Source organism: Streptomyces sp. NPDC006739, assembly GCF_042869815.1.
Taxonomy (GTDB): domain Bacteria; phylum Actinomycetota; class Actinomycetes; order Streptomycetales; family Streptomycetaceae; genus Streptomyces.
Genome location: NZ_JBIAGM010000020.1, coordinates 1 through 16,893 on the forward strand (window position 1 = coordinate 1; position 16,893 = coordinate 16,893).

At 70.3% G+C, this 16,893-nt stretch carries 16 protein-coding genes; 5 read left to right on the forward strand and 11 right to left on the reverse strand.

What is annotated here, in order from left to right:
• The 3 genes from ACFYMM_RS31910 to ACFYMM_RS31920 form a co-directional block, all read left to right on the forward strand.
• The coding region (locus tag ACFYMM_RS31910; RefSeq protein WP_388392841.1) for a phosphopantetheine-binding protein at positions 1 to 468 on the forward strand (468 nt) is incomplete at its 5' end.
• Positions 465 to 1,808 carry an MFS transporter gene (locus ACFYMM_RS31915; protein ID WP_388392844.1) on the forward strand — a complete coding sequence of 448 codons (1,344 nt, stop codon included), beginning with the start codon at positions 465 to 467 and terminating at the stop codon, positions 1,806 to 1,808. The genes ACFYMM_RS31910 and ACFYMM_RS31915, both read left to right, overlap by 4 nt.
• 304 nt (positions 1,809 to 2,112) lie before the next feature.
• Complete coding sequence (locus ACFYMM_RS31920) at positions 2,113 to 2,784, forward strand: response regulator (RefSeq protein WP_388392847.1); 672 nt, start codon at positions 2,113 to 2,115, stop codon at positions 2,782 to 2,784.
• Here ACFYMM_RS31920 and ACFYMM_RS31925 read toward each other — a convergent pair.
• From ACFYMM_RS31925 to ACFYMM_RS31945, 5 genes are read right to left on the reverse strand one after another with little or no spacing between them, the layout of a single operon-like run.
• Positions 2,762 to 3,859 carry an ABC transporter ATP-binding protein gene (locus ACFYMM_RS31925; protein WP_388392850.1) on the reverse strand — a complete coding sequence of 366 codons (1,098 nt, stop codon included), beginning with the start codon at positions 3,857 to 3,859 and terminating at the stop codon, positions 2,762 to 2,764. The two genes, ACFYMM_RS31920 and ACFYMM_RS31925, sit on opposite strands and share 23 nt — an antisense overlap.
• Positions 3,852 to 4,877 carry an ABC transporter ATP-binding protein gene (locus ACFYMM_RS31930; protein WP_388392853.1) on the reverse strand — a complete coding sequence of 342 codons (1,026 nt, stop codon included), beginning with the start codon at positions 4,875 to 4,877 and terminating at the stop codon, positions 3,852 to 3,854. Before ACFYMM_RS31930 ends, ACFYMM_RS31925 begins: the two co-directional genes overlap by 8 nt.
• A 14-nt stretch (positions 4,878 to 4,891) precedes the next feature.
• Positions 4,892 to 5,803 carry an ABC transporter permease gene (locus ACFYMM_RS31935; protein ID WP_388392856.1) on the reverse strand — a complete coding sequence of 304 codons (912 nt, stop codon included), beginning with the start codon at positions 5,801 to 5,803 and terminating at the stop codon, positions 4,892 to 4,894.
• Positions 5,804 to 5,833: 30 nt separating this feature from the next.
• Entirely contained in the window at positions 5,834 to 6,748 is a 915-nt protein-coding gene (locus ACFYMM_RS31940) for an ABC transporter permease (RefSeq protein ID WP_388392859.1), read from the reverse strand.
• Positions 6,749 to 6,793: 45 nt separating this feature from the next.
• Entirely contained in the window at positions 6,794 to 8,440 is a 1,647-nt protein-coding gene (locus ACFYMM_RS31945; protein ID WP_388392862.1) for an ABC transporter substrate-binding protein, read from the reverse strand.
• Positions 8,441 to 8,868: 428 nt separating this feature from the next.
• Here ACFYMM_RS31945 and rsgA point away from each other — a divergent pair, with 428 nt between their 5' ends.
• Positions 8,869 to 10,026 (forward strand): ribosome small subunit-dependent GTPase A, encoded by a 1,158-nt coding sequence (gene rsgA / locus ACFYMM_RS31950; protein ID WP_388392864.1) that lies wholly within the window; start codon positions 8,869 to 8,871, stop codon positions 10,024 to 10,026.
• Between the two features lie 154 nt (positions 10,027 to 10,180).
• Positions 10,181 to 10,903: a lysophospholipid acyltransferase family protein gene (locus ACFYMM_RS31955; protein ID WP_388392867.1), complete on the forward strand. Its 723-nt coding sequence runs from the start codon at positions 10,181 to 10,183 to the stop codon at positions 10,901 to 10,903.
• Between the two features lie 67 nt (positions 10,904 to 10,970).
• On the opposite strand, the gene ACFYMM_RS31960 is transcribed toward ACFYMM_RS31955, so the two are convergent.
• The 6 genes from ACFYMM_RS31960 to ACFYMM_RS31985 form a co-directional block, all read right to left on the reverse strand.
• Positions 10,971 to 12,566 carry an alpha/beta hydrolase gene (locus tag ACFYMM_RS31960; protein WP_388392870.1) on the reverse strand — a complete coding sequence of 532 codons (1,596 nt, stop codon included), beginning with the start codon at positions 12,564 to 12,566 and terminating at the stop codon, positions 10,971 to 10,973.
• A 134-nt stretch (positions 12,567 to 12,700) separates the two neighbouring features.
• On the reverse strand, positions 12,701 to 13,468 hold the full coding sequence (locus ACFYMM_RS31965) for an urease accessory protein UreD (protein ID WP_388393164.1): 768 nt from the start codon (positions 13,466 to 13,468) through the stop codon (positions 12,701 to 12,703).
• Complete coding sequence (gene ureG, locus ACFYMM_RS31970; protein WP_388392873.1) at positions 13,465 to 14,142, reverse strand: urease accessory protein UreG; 678 nt, start codon at positions 14,140 to 14,142, stop codon at positions 13,465 to 13,467. Before ureG ends, ACFYMM_RS31965 begins: the two co-directional genes overlap by 4 nt.
• Before the next feature lie 47 nt (positions 14,143 to 14,189).
• On the reverse strand, positions 14,190 to 14,864 hold the full coding sequence (locus ACFYMM_RS31975; RefSeq protein WP_388392876.1) for an urease accessory protein UreF: 675 nt from the start codon (positions 14,862 to 14,864) through the stop codon (positions 14,190 to 14,192).
• The gene (locus tag ACFYMM_RS31980) at positions 14,864 to 16,585 is read right to left on the reverse strand and encodes an urease subunit alpha (protein ID WP_388392879.1); all 1,722 of its coding nucleotides are present in this window, start codon (positions 16,583 to 16,585) and stop codon (positions 14,864 to 14,866) included. Before ACFYMM_RS31980 ends, ACFYMM_RS31975 begins: the two co-directional genes overlap by 1 nt.
• Positions 16,578 to 16,889: an urease subunit beta gene (locus tag ACFYMM_RS31985; RefSeq protein WP_388392882.1), complete on the reverse strand. Its 312-nt coding sequence runs from the start codon at positions 16,887 to 16,889 to the stop codon at positions 16,578 to 16,580. The genes ACFYMM_RS31980 and ACFYMM_RS31985 overlap by 8 nt, the downstream gene beginning before the upstream one ends.
• Between the last annotated feature and the right edge of the window lie 4 nt (positions 16,890 to 16,893).

Sequence of the window (16,893 nt, forward strand, 5' to 3'; positions counted from 1 at the left end):
ACCACCCACCTCCCCACCCACATGATCCCCACCACCATCACCCCCCTCCCCACACTCCCCACCACCCCCAACGGAAAACTCGACCCCACACGCCTCCCCCCACCTGCCGCTCCGCTTCAGCAACCCACCGGCAAAGAGCCCCGGGACGCCATCGAGACGGGGCTCGTGGAACTCTTCCGCGAGGTGCTCCCGCAGCGGCCCGTCGGGATCGACGACAGCTTCTTCGACCTCGGTGGGGACTCGCTGCTGGCGATGCGTCTGATGGCGCGTGTCCGCCGTGCCTTCGGGGTCGACCTCCGCGTCGGCGCGCTGCTCGAGGCCCCGACCGTCGAGCAGTTGGCGGTCGCGGTGGTGGAGGAACTGCTGAACGAGGTCGACCCGGAGCAGGTGGAGTCACTGCTCACGGGGCAGGAAGAGGAATCGCGTGCGTCGGCCGAGAACCGGCCGGGTCAGGAAAGGTCCGCATGAACATCCGCAACAAGCAGCGCTCGGCCGGCCGGGAAGGGATCTGGGCACTGTTGCGGCAGCGCGAGTTCAGACTGCTGTACATCGGCCAGACGTTCTCGGTCGTCGGGGACGCGATCGTCCCGATCGCCCTGGCCTTCGCCGTACTCGAAGTGACCAACTCGCCTTCGGCGTTGGGTCTCGTGCTGGCCGCCCGGATCCTGCCCACGGTGGTTCTGCTGCTGCTGGGAGGGGTGATCGCGGACCGTATGGCGCGTCGGCTGCTGATGCTCGTGTGCGACGCGACCCGTTTCCTCTCCCAGACGCTGCAGGGTGTGCTCCTGGTGACCGGGCACGCGTCCCTGACGTCGATGATCGTTCTGCAGCTGGTCGCCGGTACCGCGGCGGCCTTCTTCCAGCCCGCCGCCTCCGGGCTGCTGCCCGAGGTCGTCAAGCCGGGGGCGCTGCAACGGGCCAACGGGCTCGTCGGACTCAGCGAGAACATCGCGTGGTCGATCGGTCCCGCCTTCGGTGGTGTCCTGGTCGCGCTCGTCGACCCCGGGTCGGCGTTGATCTTCGACGGTGTGACGTACGCGGTCAGCGCGGTGGCTCTGTACATGCTGCGGCTCGGCCCGAAGAAGACGGCCGACGGCGAGGAGAACTCCAGCGTCCTGAACGATCTGAAGCTGGGCTGGCAGGAGTTCAGTTCCCGCACCTGGCTGTGGACGATGGTGGCCTGGGCCGCGAGCTTCCATCTGCTGGTGCTCCCCGCCTGGCAGATCTTCGGCCCCACCGAGGCGCGCGCCCATCTGGGCGGGGCGCCCGCGTGGGCCGTCATCACGACGTGCAGCGGGATCGGTTCGGTGCTCGGCGGGGTGATCGCCCTGCGCATGCGGCCCCGCTACATCATGCGTGCCTCGTTCCTGCCGCTCGGGCTCTACGGACTGCAGCTGCTGATGCTGGCGTTGCTCGCCCCCGTGCCGGTGATCGCGGCCGCCGCCCTGGTCAGCAATATCGGCCTGTCCATGTTCAACGTCTTCTCGCTGACCGCCATGCAGCAGAACGTGCCGCTCGGTTCGATGGGCCGGGTGAGTTCGTACGAGTGGCTGGGCAGCATCGGCCTGCTGCCGGTCGGTCAGGCTCTCGCGGGTCCGGCGGGCGGGCTGACCTCGCCGGCGACCATGCTGACGATCGGCGCCGTGTGGATGTTCCTCACGCCCGCGTTGCTTTTCGTGGTGCGTTCCGCGCGCATGCTGGAAGCGGTGCACGAGGATCCGGCGGCCGGTGACGGCGAAGGTCACGGCAGTGGCGATGACGGCCGCATCGCGCCGGAGCCGGACGGAAGTGAACCTGCCACGGCCTGATGTGAACCCGCACACCGTGAGACGGCTGGAATGTCCGTATGCCAATTCAAAAGGCCAGCCACTCTTTCCTTCGTCACGTCGGGTTAAACATATTTCATCGACGCTGGCCGAATTTCGTCGGCCCTTGCCTTGAGCCAGGCTATCTGTCAGCCTGAGCCGAGCACCGCACGACCATTCTGAAACGCTTGACTGGCGGCGACAGGGCCAGGAGATCGAAGTCGACCACCCGGGTTCTCTTTCCGCCTGCCTGTACCAGAAGGGGGCACCGCGATACCCGCGTCGCCCCCAAGGGGGATTCTCAGCAATGACCATCAATGTCCTGATATGTGATGAATTGCCAGTGGTACGCGACGGTCTCCGCGCACTGCTCTCCTCGGAGGACGACATCAACGTCGTCGACACGACGGACAGCGGAATTCACGCCATCATGCTGGTCCGGAAACACCGTCCGGACGTCGTGCTCACCGGGCTCTCCCTTCAGGGCCTGTCCGGAATTGAAATGATCCGCAGACTCAGCCAGGAAATCATCGAGCCTTCTCCGCGCGTGGTCGTCTACACGATGAACGACGGATCCGACATTGTGGCCGACGTCATTCACGCCGGGGCATGCGGACTCCTCGTCAAGGAGGTGAGCCGGGAGGAACTCCGCAGCGCCGTGCAGGCGGCGGCGCGCGGGCAGGTGATGCTGGCCCCCCGGGTGGCCCAGCGTCTCGTGCACTGGTTCCGCCGCCAGGACAGCCAGCCCGAGGAACTCCTCCAGCCGGTCCTGACGGCACTGACGCCCCGCGAACGCGAGATCCTGGTCCTCATCGCCAAGGGCATGTCGACCGAGGAGATCGCGGACTCGCTGACGATCGGCAGCGCGACGGTACGCACCCATGTCTACCGGCTGCGCAACAAGCTGGAGTTGAGGGACCGGGCCCAGCTCGTCTCCTTCGCCTTCCGGGCCGGCCTCATGCAGATGTCGATGTCCTAGGGGTTCCGGACGTTCCCGATGTCCTGGCGTCCCGCCGCCCGTCGGAGCCCGGGGCCGGGCCGTCGCCCTCCCGTTCCGCGGCGAAGTGGCAGGCGCTGGGGTGAGCGGTCGGTCCTGCCGCTTCGCGGAAACGATCCGGCACCGCGAGTTCCGGGACCTCGGTCGCACAGCGGTCCTGTGCCATCCAGCATCTCGTCCGGAACCGGCAGCCCGAGGGCGGGTCGGCCGGCGAGGGCACGTCACCGGCCAGGATGATGCGCTCCCGCCGCCGCCCGGCCTCCGGGTCGGGCACGGGAACCGCCGACAGCAGCGCCTGGGTGTAGGGATGGGTGGGGTGGTCGTAGATCTGCGTGACGTCGCCCGTCTCCACCATCCGCCCCAGGTACATCACCCCGACCTGGTCGGAGATGTGCCGGACGACGGACAGGTCGTGGGCGATGAACACGTACGACAGTCCGAACTCCCGCTGCAGCCGGGCCATCAGGTTCACCACCTGGGCCTGTACGGACACGTCCAGGGCCGAGACCGGTTCGTCGCAGATGATGATCTCGGGGTTGAGGGCCAGACCACGGGCGATGCCGATGCGCTGGCGCTGTCCGCCGGAGAACTGGTGCGGATAGCGGTTGACGTACTCCGGGTTGAGCCCGACCACGTCCAGCAGTTCCCGCACCTTGCGGCGCCGGTCGCCCTTGGGCGCGACCTCCGGGTGGATGTCGTACGGCTCCCCGACGATGTCGCCGACCGTCATGCGCGGGTTGAGCGAGGTGTACGGGTCCTGGAAGACCATCTGAACGTTGCGGCGCACGGCCTGGAGGGCCTTGCCGGAGAGCCGGGCGATGTCCTCGCCCTTGTACAGGACCTGTCCCGACGTCGGCTCTTCGAGGCGCATCAGCAGCTTCGCGACGGTGGACTTGCCGCAGCCCGACTCGCCGACGATGCCGAGGGTCTCTCCCCGGTTCAGGCCGAAGGAGACCCCGTCGACCGCCCTGACCGCGCCGATCCGTCGTCTGAGGAGGCCGCCGCGCGTCAGCGGGAAGTGCTTGACCAGATCGCGCACCTCGAGCAGCTCAGTCACCGAAGGTCTCCTTCCAGAAGTGGCAGGCGCTCGTCCGCTCCGGGGCCGGCCGGTCCGGCAGCGGCACCTCGGTGCGGCACAACTCCCTCGCCCGGTGGCAGCGCGGATGGAAGGCACACCCCTCGGGTATCCGCAGCAGACTGGGCGGCAGGCCCTCGATCGACCGGAGCGGGCCGCCCTTGCGGTCCAGCCGGGGGATCGACTCGAGCAGTGCCTCGGTGTAGGGATGAGCGGGCCGCCGGTAGATGTCGCGGACGGGCGCGCTCTCCACGATCCGGCCGGCGTACATCACCGCGATCCGGTCGGCGGCCTCCGCGACCAGCCCCAGGTCATGGGTGATCAGGATCAGCCCCATGTCCGACTCCCGGCGCAGTTCCGCGAGCAGGTCCATCACCTGGGCCTGCACGGTGACGTCCAGGGCCGTCGTCGGTTCGTCGGCGATGATGAGGTCCGGCTCCAGGGCCAGCGCCATCGCGATCATGATCCGCTGGCGCATACCGCCGGAGAACTGGTGCGGGTAGTCGTCCACCCTTGCGCTCGCCGCGGGGATGTGCACCCGGTCCATCAGCTCGATCGCCGCGACCCGGGCGGCTTTGCGGGACATCCCCCGGTGCACCTGGAACATCTCCCCGAGTTGCCGGCCCACGCTGAGCACCGGGTTGAGGGAGGAGAGCGCGTCCTGGAAGATCATCGCGATCCTGCGGCCGCGCAGCCTCCGGCGCTGCTCGCCCGTCATGGTCAGCAGGTCCTGGCCGCGGAAGAGGATCTGGCCGCGGGTGATCCGGCCGGGCGGCATGTCCAGGATGCCCATCACCGCCTGCGCGGTGACCGACTTGCCGGAGCCCGACTCGCCGAGCACGGCCAGCGTCTCCCCGCTGTGCACCTGGTAGTTCACCCCGTTGACCGCCTTGGCGACACCGTCGCGGGTGCGGAACTCGACGTGCAGATCGCGGATCTCCAGCAGGGGCGCCGTCGCCGGCGTCTGTCCGGCCGTGGCCGACGTGTCCAGGATGGCCATGAACGCAGCTCTCCTCAGCGCAGTTTGGGATCGAGGGCGTCGCGCAGTCCGTCTCCGACGAAGACGAAGCCCAGCACGGTCAGCACGATGGCGAAGCCGGGGCAGAGCCACAGGTAGTCCTTGACCCCGACGAACCCGCGGCCGGACGCCAGCATGCTGCCCCACTCCGGTACGCCCGGTGCGACGCCGATGCCGAGGAAGGACAGCGAGGCCACGCCGACGATCGCCGTACCGACGTTGAAGGTCGCGTACACCAGCACCGCGGCCAGGGAGTTGGGCAGGATGTGCTGCCGGATGATCCGCGCCCGGCCGGCGCCCAGGGCCCTCGCGGCGTGCACGTAGTCCATCTCCCGGGTGGTGAGGATGGAACTGCGCAGCAACCGCGCGATGGTGGCCCAGGAGAACAGGGCGAGAGAGATGATCACGGGCGTGATGCCCTGGCCCACCACCAGCATGATCGCTATGGCGCCGATGAGCAGCGGGAAGGCGAAGAAGATGTCCGCGGTCCGCATGATCAGGGTGTCCGCCCAGGTGCCGAAGCAGCCGGCGAGCACGCCCAGCACGATGCCCAGGAAGCAGCTGAGCGCCATGGCGGCGAACCCGACCACCATCGCGATCCGGGTTCCCGCGACCAGGCGGGAGAACAGATCGCGGCCGAGCGCGTCGGTGCCCATCCAGTGCCGGGCGGACGGGCCCGCCAGGGTGTTCCTGAGGTCCTGGGCGTAGGGATCCTGGGGGGCGAGCCACGGGCCGAGGACGGCGACGAGCACCAGGAGGGCGACGATCGCCAGCCCCACCACGGCGAGTCTGTTCTGCAGGAACCGGTGGCGTGCGTCCGCCCACTGCGTGGTGGCGGGGATCGGGGCCTCGGGCGGCGCGACGGCCGCGGCCGCCCCGCCGCCGGAGTGTTCGGTCGGCTCGGTCATGAGTTGGTCTTCCGTCATCGCGGGGGCCGGCTACTCGTATCGGATACGGGGGTCGAGGGCCGCGCAGACCAGGTCGACGAGGAGGTTGAGTACGACGAACACGGCGACGCCGTAGGTCACCACCCCCAGGACGACCGGGTTGTTCTGCTGCTGGACCGCGGAGACCAGTGCCAGTCCGACCCCGTCCCAGTTGAAGATCGTCTCCGCGATCAGCGCGCCGCCGAGCATCAGGCCGAAGGAGATGCCCAGGTAGGTGACGACCGGGATCGCGGAGTTGCGCAGGACGTGCCGGGTGATCACGGTGCGTCGCGGCAGGCCCTTGGCGACGGCCGTCTTGACGTAGTCCGCCCTGAGCACCTCCAGCATGGTGCCCCGCATCAGACGGGCCACCAGGGCCGCGTCGAGGATGGCCAGGCTGAACGCGGGCAGCACCAGCGACTTCAGGTCCCCCTGGCTGAGCAGCGGGAACCAGCCCAGTTGCACCACGAAGAACTTCTGCAGGAGGAATCCCGTGACGAACGTCGGGAAGCCGACGGCGAGCGTGGTCGAGAAGGTCGTCAGAATGTCCCAGACACTGAATCTGAACAGGGCGCCGACCACGCCGACGGACATGCCCAGCACGACGTCGATGACGATCGCGGCCAGGGCCAGTTCGCCGGTGTTCACCAGTTTCGGCCCGAGGATCTCGGTCACCGGGCGGCGCTGGATGAAATCCTCGCCGAGGTCGCCGACGGCCACGTCCTTCACGTAGAAGGCGTATTGCTCGTACACCGGCTTGTCCAGGTGATAGTGCTCCCGCAGCTGAGAGGCCACCACCGGGTCGCTCGCCTTCTCACTGCCCGCCAGGGGTCCGATGGGATTTCCCGGGACCAGGAAGAGACAGGTGAACATGATGACGGTGGCGCCGAGCAGGACGAGGATCAACTGCCCGAGCCTTCGGACCACATACCTTCCCACGAAGGGCCTCTCTGTCGCGCCGCGCGGTTCCGGTCACTTCTTCACCGAGATGTTCTCCAGGTACGGCGTCTCGCCGAAGCTGATGTCGTCGAGCCCGTCGAACTTGTCGGTCCGCACCACGCGGTACTCGGTCCTGGTGAAGGTCGGAATGAGCGCCATGTCGTCCATGGCGAGTTTCTCGGCCTGCTTGTAGATCTCGGTGCGCTGCTTCTCGTCGCGGGTGGCTCGGGCCTTGGTGATCAGCGCGTCGAAGGCGGGATTGGCGTAGCGGGCCCGGTTGTCGCCGACCACCGAGCCGTCCGCCGACCGGTTGATGGAGGCGGTGTCCAGCATCGGATAGAGGTAGTCGTCGGCCGTCGGGTAGTCCGCGCCCCAGGAGTAGCGGAACAGGCCGGTGGCGTTCGCGCTCTGCTCGTCGTCGAAGACCTGCTTGGACGGTTCGCCCTTGATGTTCACCTTCACGCCGAGGACCTGCTCGATCTGCTTGCCGACCGCCTGGATCCAGTCCTCGTGGCCGGCACCGGTGTTGAAGGTCAGGGTCAGCGAGTCACCCGGCTTGAGCCCTGCCTTCCTGGCGTAGGCCCTGGCCTTGGCCGGGTCCGGCTTGAGACAGGATCCGCACAGGCCCGGCTGGTACGACTCGGGCAGAGCAGCGGGGACGAGGGAACTGGACGGCTTCTGGAAACCCTGGTAGACGCTCTGGGCGATCAGCGAACGGTCGATCGAGTAGGAAATCGCGAGCCGGGCGTCCTTGCTCTTCATGGGACCCCGGTCGGTCACCGGCAGCAGATAGTTCATGCCGTTGGTTTCCTTCTGGATCCACTGACCCTGCGGCTTGTACTTCGCCTCGGCCACCTTCAGCTGCGGCGTCGGCACATGCGCGTAGTCGAACTGCCCCGTCTGGAATCCCTGGTACTCCAGGTCGAACACGCTGGTGGGATTGAGCAGATAGATCTCGACCTTGCCCAGATGGGCCTTCTCCAGGCCGTAGTCGTCATTGCGTACCAGCGTGATCAGCTTGTTGTGCTGCCAGGTGCCCTGCATCTTGAACGGGCCGTTGCCGACGGGGGCCGCTTCGAACTTCTTGTTCGGTCCGATTCCGGCCACCTTGGGCATGGGGCTGAAAACGGTGTGGCTGGTCTTCTTGTAGAACTCGCAGTCGGCCGAGCCGAGGTCGACCCGCAGCGTGGTCGCGTCGACGGCCTTCAGTCCGCTGAAGGTGCTGGACCTGCCGTCCTGCAGGTCCTGGAAACCCTTGATGCCGCCGAGGTGGTAGGCCACGTCGGAGGCCATGGCCTTGCTCGCGGCCCGGGTCCAGCCCCGGACGAAGGCCTGGGCGTCCACCGGCTCGCCGTCGGTGAACCGCGTACCGCCCTTGATCCGGAAGGTCCACTGGGTGCAGTCGGCGTTCGAGGTGGCGGACCTGGCCAGCTTGGGTATCAGCCGTCCGTCGGGGGCCACCCGGTACATCCCGGTGAACAGCACTTCCGCGGTCACCATGCCCGGCGTCTCGGCCGCGAGCGCGGGATCGATGGTCCTGGGCTCGGTGAGGCCGAACCGGAAGAGACCGCCGGGCGGACCACCGCCCTCGTCACCGGTCGTGCCGGCGCCGCAGCCGGTCGCGGCGAGTCCGACGGTCAGGACACCGGCGCACCACATCGCACCCATCGAGCCCCGCATGGAATTCCCCCTCAGTCACTACCGCGTCCGCACCGGAACACGGCGCCCACTATCGACCGCTCCCCGACGGCGGGGCGCCCTTTCCTTCATCTCTGTTCGATCACAACCGCCGTGCGTACCAGACCAATTCGCCCCAAAGAACACAGGGCATAAACGAAGCTGCGCATGCGTGCCTCAGCGGACCGACGAGATGTCCGCATCAGCGGGCGCACCATCGGAACACGCGCTAAACGCTGCGTTTATGGCAGGTGGGTCAATTGAGTTGACGTGTCGTCAACGGGGCCGAAAAGAGAGCGGCTCAGTGCGGGAGGCCGGTTAGGCTGCCGGAACGTGGGCGCCGAACCGCCGCGCCCGCCACGGCGGTGTGGACCGCACGCCACGGCGGCTCACCATCCGCCGCCGGACCGGTACTGCGAAGGGTTGCTCTGATGACTGGTCCCACCGACACGCACCCGCTGAGCCCCTACGGCTGGGACGCGGGCGTGGCCGAGGACTTCGCCCCGTACCGCTCACAGGGCCTGGTCCCCGCGCGTGTCGCACGCGTCGACCGGGGGCGCTGCAGCGTCGTCGTCGCGCGGGAGGGGAGCACTGCGACCGTGCACGCCGTCACCGGGCCGGTGGCCGCCGGGGACACCACCCCGTATGTGCCGACGGCGCTCTTCGCGAAGCCGTCGGACGGCAAGCTGCGGACGGTCTGCACCGGCGACTGGGCCGCGGTCGACCTCGAAGCCGATCCTCCCGCCGTACGGGCCCTGCTGCCCCGCCGTACCGCGTTCGTCCGCTCCACCTCCTCCAAGCGGTCCGACGGCCAGGTCCTCGCGGCCAACATCGACCTCGTGGTCATAGCCGTCTCCCTGGCGGTCGAGCTCGACCTGGCGCGCATGGAACGGTTCCTGGCCCTGGCCTGGGAATGCGGCGCCCAGCCCCTCCTGGTCCTGACCAAGGCGGATCTCGTCGAGGACCCGGTCTCGCTCGGCTACCTGGTCTCCGACTGCGAGGCGGCCGCGCCCGGGGTGCCGGTGCTGGCCGTCAGCGCCGAGAGCGGCGCCGGCGTCGACGACCTGGCCTCGGCCGTCGCCGGCGGCACCGCGGTGCTGCTCGGGCAATCAGGCGCCGGCAAGTCCACGCTGGCCAACGTGCTGGCCGGCGCCGACGCCCAGCGGGTACAGGCCGCACGGGACTCCGACGGCAAGGGCCGGCACACGACCACCACCAGGGACCTGATGCCGCTGCCCGGCGGCGGCGTCCTCATCGACACCCCCGGGCTGCGCGGCGTCGGCCTGTGGGACGCCGGGAGCGGCATCGCCCAGGTCTTCTCCGAGATCGAGGAACTCGCCCTCTCCTGCCGCTTCCACAACTGCGCGCATGACGCCGAACCCGGGTGCGCGGTCCTCGCCGCGGTGGCCGACGGCGAACTCTCCGACCGCAGACTGCACAGCTACCGCAAGCTCCTGCGCGAGAACGAGTGGATCGCCTCCCGCACGGACTCACGTCTGGAAGCCGAGGTCCGCCGCGAGTGGAAACGCCGCCAGGTCATCGGCCGCGACCGTGCCCAGCGGGCCGGCGAGGGGCTGGACGACGTGTGACGCCGCGGGGAGATCCGGGGAGGGCGGCGTCGCGCCCGGGATGTGCCGGCAGCGGGTACACCTGATGACACGCCCGCGCCCGCTCCGCGCGCTGTTCCGGCCGGTCGGCCCCACGCTTACACTGGCCTCCCGCCGGAGCGAGGAGCGACCTCCATTGTTCTACTACCTGCTCAAATACGTGCTGTTGGGGCCGTTGCTGAGACTGGTCTTCCGCCCCCGGACCGAGGGCCTGGAGCACGTGCCGGACTCCGGGGCGGCCATCGTCGCGGGCAATCACCTCTCGTTCTCCGACCACTTCCTGATGCCGGCGATCATCAAGCGGCGCATCACGTTCCTCGCCAAGGCCGAGTACTTCACCGGCCCCGGCGTCAAGGGCCGGCTGACCGCGTTCTTCTTCCGCAGCGCCGGGCAGATCCCGGTGGACCGCTCAGGCAAGGACGCGGGGCAGGCCGCGATCCGTGAGGGCCTCGGCGTGCTGGGCAAGGGCGAGCTGCTCGGCATCTACCCGGAGGGCACCCGCTCGCACGACGGCCGCCTCTACAAGGGCAAGGTCGGTGTCGCCGTGATGGCGCTGCGGGCCGGGGTCCCGGTCGTCCCCTGCGCGATGATCGGAACCTTCGAGGCGCAGCCCCCGGGCAAGGTCATCCCGAACATCCACCCGGTCGTCATCCGCTTCGGCAAGCCCCTCGACTTCTCCCGGTATGCCGGCATGGAGGACGAGAAGGCCATCCTGCGTGCCGTCACCGACGAGATCATGTACGCCATCCTGACCCTGTCCGGCCAGGAGTACGTGGACCAGTACGCGGCGGTCGTGAAGGCGGAGCAGGCGGCCACGGCGGAGAGGGAGCGCAAGTTCCCCCGGATGCCGCTGAGTTGAGTCGCGGGCTGGGCGAGGGAGGGGCGGCCGGGGTTTCCGGCCGCCCCTCGTCACCGCCGTGGAGCGGTTACGGCTTGGGCGTGGCGTGCGGGGCGCAGGTCACGTCCGCGGTGTCCAGCTTCCCGGTGAGCAGATAGGTGTCCACCCGTGTGTTGACGCACGGGTGGACCAGGCCGGTCACGCCGTGGGAGCCCGCGTCCCGTTCGGTGATCAGGCGGGAGCCCTGGAAGCGGTGGTGCAGTTCGACGGCGCCGTCGTAGGGAGTGGCGGCGTCCCGGGTGGACTGCACGATGAGCACCGGCGGCAGGCCCTTGTGGGTGGTGACGTCCACCGGCGTCCGCTGCTTGGCGGGCCAGGTCGCGCACGGCAGGTTCATCCAGGCGTTGGCCCAGGTCATGAACGGGTAGTCGGTGTTGAGCCGGGTGTTGTCCCGGTCCCACTTGTGCCAGCTGGCGGGCCAGTGCGCGTCGGTGCACTCGACGGCCGTGTAGACCGCGTTGCCGTTCTCCGAGGCGATGTTGCCGGCGGTGTTCGTGAGGTCGGGGCCGGCCGCGTCGACCAGCGCCTTGGTGTCACCGGCGACGTACTTGGCGAAGACCGTCGCCACCGGCACCCACGAGGAGTCGTAGTACGGGGCGTTCTGGAAGAAGGAGATCAGCTCGGCCGGCCCGACGATCCCGCCGATGGGGCTCTTCCTGGCCGTGGCGCGCAGCTCCAGCCACTTGGCCTGGACGGCGGCGCGGGTGGTGCCGAGGTGGAAGGCGGTGTCGTTGGCTGCGACCCAGTCCTCCCAGTCCTTCCAGCGGCCCTCGAAGGCGACGTCCTGGTCCAGGTTGGCCTGGTACCAGATCTTCTCCCGTGACGGGTCGACCACGCTGTCGACGATCATCCGGCGCAGGTGGCCCGGGAACAGCGTGCCGTAGACGGCACCGAGGTAGGTTCCGTAGGAGACGCCGAGGTAGTTGAGCCGCTTCTCGCCGAGGCCGGCCCGGATGACGTCCAGGTCGCGGGCGCTGTTGGGGGTGGTCATCTGGGGCAGCATCGCGCCGCTGCGCTCGGCGCAGCCCTCGGCGTACTCGCGGGCGAGCTTCCGCTGGGCCCTCTTGTCGGCCTCGGTGCCGGGCACCGGGTCGGCCTTGGGCGCCTTGACGAACGCCTGCGGGTCCTCGCAGGAGATGGGTGCGGAGTGGCCGACGCCGCGCGGGTCGAAGCCCACGAAGTCGTACGCCTTGGCCACGTTGGCCCAGACGGGGTTCTTGGTGGTGACCCGGCGCGGGAAGCGCAGCCCGGAGGCGCCGGGGCCGCCGGGGTTGTAGACGAGCGCCCCCTGACGCTCCTGCGGGGTACCGGTGTTGCCGATGCGGTCGACGGCGAGCTTGATCTGCTTGCCGTACGGCTTGGCGTAGTCGAGCGGTACCGAGACCCAGCCGCACTGGATGGGCTTCTCCAGCCCCCAGTCGGCGGGGCAGTCCTGCCAGTCGATCCCGGCCTCGGCCGCGCGGTCGGCGGCGATCCGGGCGCCCCGGGCCTCGCGGTCCTGTCCGTGGCGGCTTTCGGCGCTGGCCGCGGGTGCCGACACCGCGCCGGCTATCAGGGTCGCGGTGACCAGCACCCCGGCCGAACCGAGCGCCAGCACGCGGCTCTTCGCTCTGTTGTCCCTCAAGTGGGCTCTCCCCCTGCGTCGCTGCGAATGGTCAGGGGGGATCCTCGCGGCTGTGGGCAGCCCGGGAACAGGGGGCGTGTTCCTTCTTTGCCAATCCGATAACCGGACGATCTTGTACCGCTGAGCGGAGAGTCCTAGTTCCGCTCGCCGAGCCGGGCCAGTGACTCGTCCAGCACCCGCCGCAGCCGGAGCGCGTCGGCCGCCACGGCGGTCACCAGGACGGCGGGCCCGGCGAGCGGGACGAGCGCCGCGGACTCGCCCAGCATCCGTGCCGCGGCGGCCTGCTCGGTGAACTCGGGTCTGACGACGACGAGTTGGCCGACGGCGCGGTGTCCCGCCAGTACGGCCGGACCGTCCCAGCCGCCCGGCGCGCCCGGGCCGCAGGCCAGCTCCTGGTCGAGTACGGTGCGGCCCGCGATCCGCACGGTCAGGCGGCTGGTGAGCCGCCCGGGCTCCTCGCCGGTCCGCCCGAGCACCTGCTCCTCGCGCAGCACCAGCCGTGCCCCGGCCCCGAGTTCGGCGCGGGTGGTGACGTACAGGTCGCTCCCCGCGGCGGAGATCAGCTGCTCGGGCAGCCAGCGCAGTTCGCCGTCGTCGTCCACCCGCAGCCGTACGTCGTAGCGCGCCTCCCCCTTCGCCTGGCCCGGCAGCGCGATGGTGGCGGCGGCCGAGCCGATGTGCAGCCGGGCGCCCCGCTCCACCCGTGCGTCGACGGCGAACCGGTCACCGCCGAGCGGCCCGCTCATCGCCCCGACGACCATGACCCGGGCCTCGCCGCCGCTCGCCCGGGTGCGGCGAAGCGCCAGCGGCCCCTCGCCGTCCAGCACGGGCAGGGCCGTACCGCCGCGCCCGTCGTCGCGGGCGACGATCCGGGCGCTCGCCCGTACCCCGGACGCCGTCACGCGGTCCACGCGGCCAGCCGCCCGCGCACCCAGGCGGCCACGTCGGCGACCCCGTCCTCGCCGCGCAACGACTGCAGCACCACCGGGAGTTCGGCGCGCTGCGCCTTGGCGTCGGCGGCCATCCGGGCGAGGTCGGAGCCGACGTACGGCGCGAGGTCGGTCTTGTTGACGACGAGCAGGTCGGCGGTGGTGACGCCGGGGCCGCCCTTGCGCGGGATGTCGTCACCGCCGGCGACGTCGATCACGAAGATCTGTGCGTCCACCAGCCCCTTGGAGAAGGTGGCGGTGAGGTTGTCGCCGCCGGACTCGAGAAGGATCAGGTCCAGCGGCCCGACCGCCTCCTCCAGGTCCTCCACCGCTTCCAGGTTGGCGGAGATGTCGTCGCGGATCGCGGTGTGCGGGCAGGCGCCGGTCTCCACGGCCGTGATCCGCTCGGGCGGCAGCACGGCCTCCCTGAGCAGGAACTCGGCGTCCTCGCGGGTGTAGATGTCGTTGGTGACGACGGCGAGCGACAACTCGTCGCGCAGCGCCCGGCACAGGGCGGCGACGGTGGCGGTCTTGCCCGATCCGACGGGGCCGCCGAGCCCGATGCGCAGCGCGCGCCGTGATCCGTCGGGCCGGTGGGCGTCGGCGCTCACGGCGGCGGGACCGGGATGGGTGTGGTCGAGGTGCATGGATACGGCTCCAAACTTTGTTACGGGTACCCGGGGGGTGAGCGTCCTTACGAGGCGAACAACCGCACCGGCCAGGCCGCGTGGGCCTCGGCGCCGATCTCCAGCACGGGCGCCGAGGTGGCGGGCAGGGCGTCCACCCCCTCGTCGGCCACTCGGCGGGCCGCCTCCACCGCCCGGTCCGCGACGCGGTCCAGCTCCGGTGCCAGCCCGGCCAGCACGGCGGTCGCGTCGAACGGATCCAGGCTCAGCAACCGCACCGTCGCGGTCGCCGGCCCGCTCACGCTCTCGTACGCCGCGCAGTACGCCGCGTCCAGGGGGTCGAGTCCGGCCGCCCGGGCCGCGAGGCCGAGGACCACCGGCTGATGCGCGCCCTTGGGGAAGTCCCGTACCAGGGCGTCGAGTTCGGGTGCGGGCCAGGCGACCCGGGCCGCCCGCACCAGTTGCCGCCCCAGCCGCCGCGCGGCCGTCCGCAGCGCGGGCGACGGCGTCCGGGCGTCCGCCGCCGCGTCCAGTTCCCCGGGATCCAGTCCGAGGACGGCCGACGCGGCGAGCGCCGCCGCCACCAGCCCGGCCGTGTGCAGCCGCCCCCGGCAGAAGTCCGCCAGGTCCGGGGCCCCGGTGATCCGCCCGGCCCTGACGGCCGCCTCCGCCCCGCCGGAGTGCGCGTGCCCCCCCGCGGGAAAGCGGCCGTCGGCCAGGACGAGCAGTGCAGCCCTGGACATCAGAAGAGGAAGTAACGCTGGGCCATGGGCAGTTCGGCGGCCGGCACCGCCTCGACCAGCTCGCCGTCGATGTGCACGGCGAAGCTGTCGGGGTCGATCCGGACGTGCGGCCGGGCGTCGTTCTCCCGCATGTCGGCCTTGGTGACCCCACGGGTCGACTCGATCGCCACGAACCTCTTGCCCAGCCGCAGCCGCTCCGGCAGCCCGTCCTCGATGGCGAGCGGCGCCACGAAGTTGACCGAGTTGGCGGCGGGCGCCCGCCCGATCGCCCCGTACATCGGCCGGGGCAGGATCGGCTGGGGTGTGGGGATCGACGCGTTGGCGTCGCCCATCTGCGCGTACGCGATCTGTCCGGCCTTGAGGACGAGGTGCGGCTTGACCCCGAAGAACGCCGGCTCCCACAGCACCAGGTCGGCGAGCTTGCCGGTCTCCACGGAGCCGATCTCCCGGGCCAGCCCCTGGGCGAGCGCCGGGTTGATCGTGTACTTGGCGACATAGCGACGTACGCGCCGGTTGTCGGCCCGCCCGTCCCCCGGCAGTGCCCCGCGACGCCGCTTCATCACGTGCGCGGTCTGCCAGGTGCGCAGGATCACCTCGCCGACCCGGCCCATGGCCTGGGAGTCGGAGGAGATGATCGAGATCGCGCCCAGGTCGTGCAGGACGTCCTCGGCGCCGATCGTGGACGGCCGGATCCGGGACTCCGCGAACGCCAGGTCCTCCGGCACGGCGGGGTTGAGGTGGTGGCACACCATCAGCATGTCGAGGTGTTCCTCGGCGGTGTTCACGGTGTACGGCCGCGTCGGGTTGGTCGAGCTGGGCAGCACGTGCGGCTCGGAGACGACGGTCATGATGTCCGGCGCGTGTCCGCCGCCGGCTCCCTCGGTGTGGTACGCGTGGATGCCGCGTCCGGCGATCGCGGCGAGCGTGTCGCCGACGAACCCGGCCTCGTTCAGCGTGTCCGTGTGGATCGCGACCTGGATGCCGGTCCGGTCGGCCACCGTCAGCGAGGCGTCGATGACGGCCGGCGTGGAGCCCCAGTCCTCGTGCAGTTTCAGGCCCAGCGCGCCGCCCCGGATCTGCGACAGCATGGCCTCGTGCGAGACGGTGTTGCCCTTGCCGAGGAAGCCGATGTTGAGCGGGTACTGCTCCATCGCCTCCAGCATCCGGGCCAGGTGCCAGGGACCGGGCGTCACGGTCGTCGCCTTGGAGCCCTCGGCCGGTCCGGTGCCGCCGCCGACCAGCGTGGTGATGCCGGCGGACAGCGCCTCGTCGGCGATCTGCGGGCAGATGAAGTGCACATGGGCGTCGATCGCGCCGGCCGTCAGGATGCGTCCGTTGCCGGCGATCACCTCGGTCTCCGGGCCGATGACCAGGTCGGGGTGGACGCCGTCCATGGTGTCCGGGTTGCCGGCCTTGCCGATCCCGGTGATCCGGCCGTCGCGGATCCCGACGTCGGCCTTGACCACGCCCCAGTGGTCGACGATGACGACGCCGGTGATGACGGTGTCGGGGGTGCCCTCGGCGCGCGTGGCGCGGGACTGGCCCATGGACTCGCGGATGACCTTGCCGCCGCCGAAGACCGCCTCGTCACCGGCGAGGCCGGGGCCGCCCGAGCGGTCCTCCTCGATCTCGATCAGCAGGTCGGTGTCGGCGAGCCGGATGCGGTCGCCGGTGGTCGGCCCGAACAGGTCCGCGTACGCGGCGCGGGAGATCTCAGGCATCGAGGGCACCTCCGGTCTCCCCGCGCAGCCCCGGCACGATCCGGGCGCCGGCCAGCGGGACGAGTTCCACCTCGGCGGGAATGCCCGGCTCGAAGCGCACGGCGGTGCCGGCGGCGACGTTCAGCCGCTTGCCGCGCGCCGCGGCGCGGTCGAACTCCAGGCCGGGGTTGGCCTCGGCGAAGTGGTAGTGGGAGCCGACCTGGACCGGCCGGTCGGCGGCGTTGAGCACGGTGAGACGGATGGTCTCGCGGCCCGCGTTGTACACGATCGGGCCGTCGGCGAAGAGGATCTCCCCGGGAATCATCGAC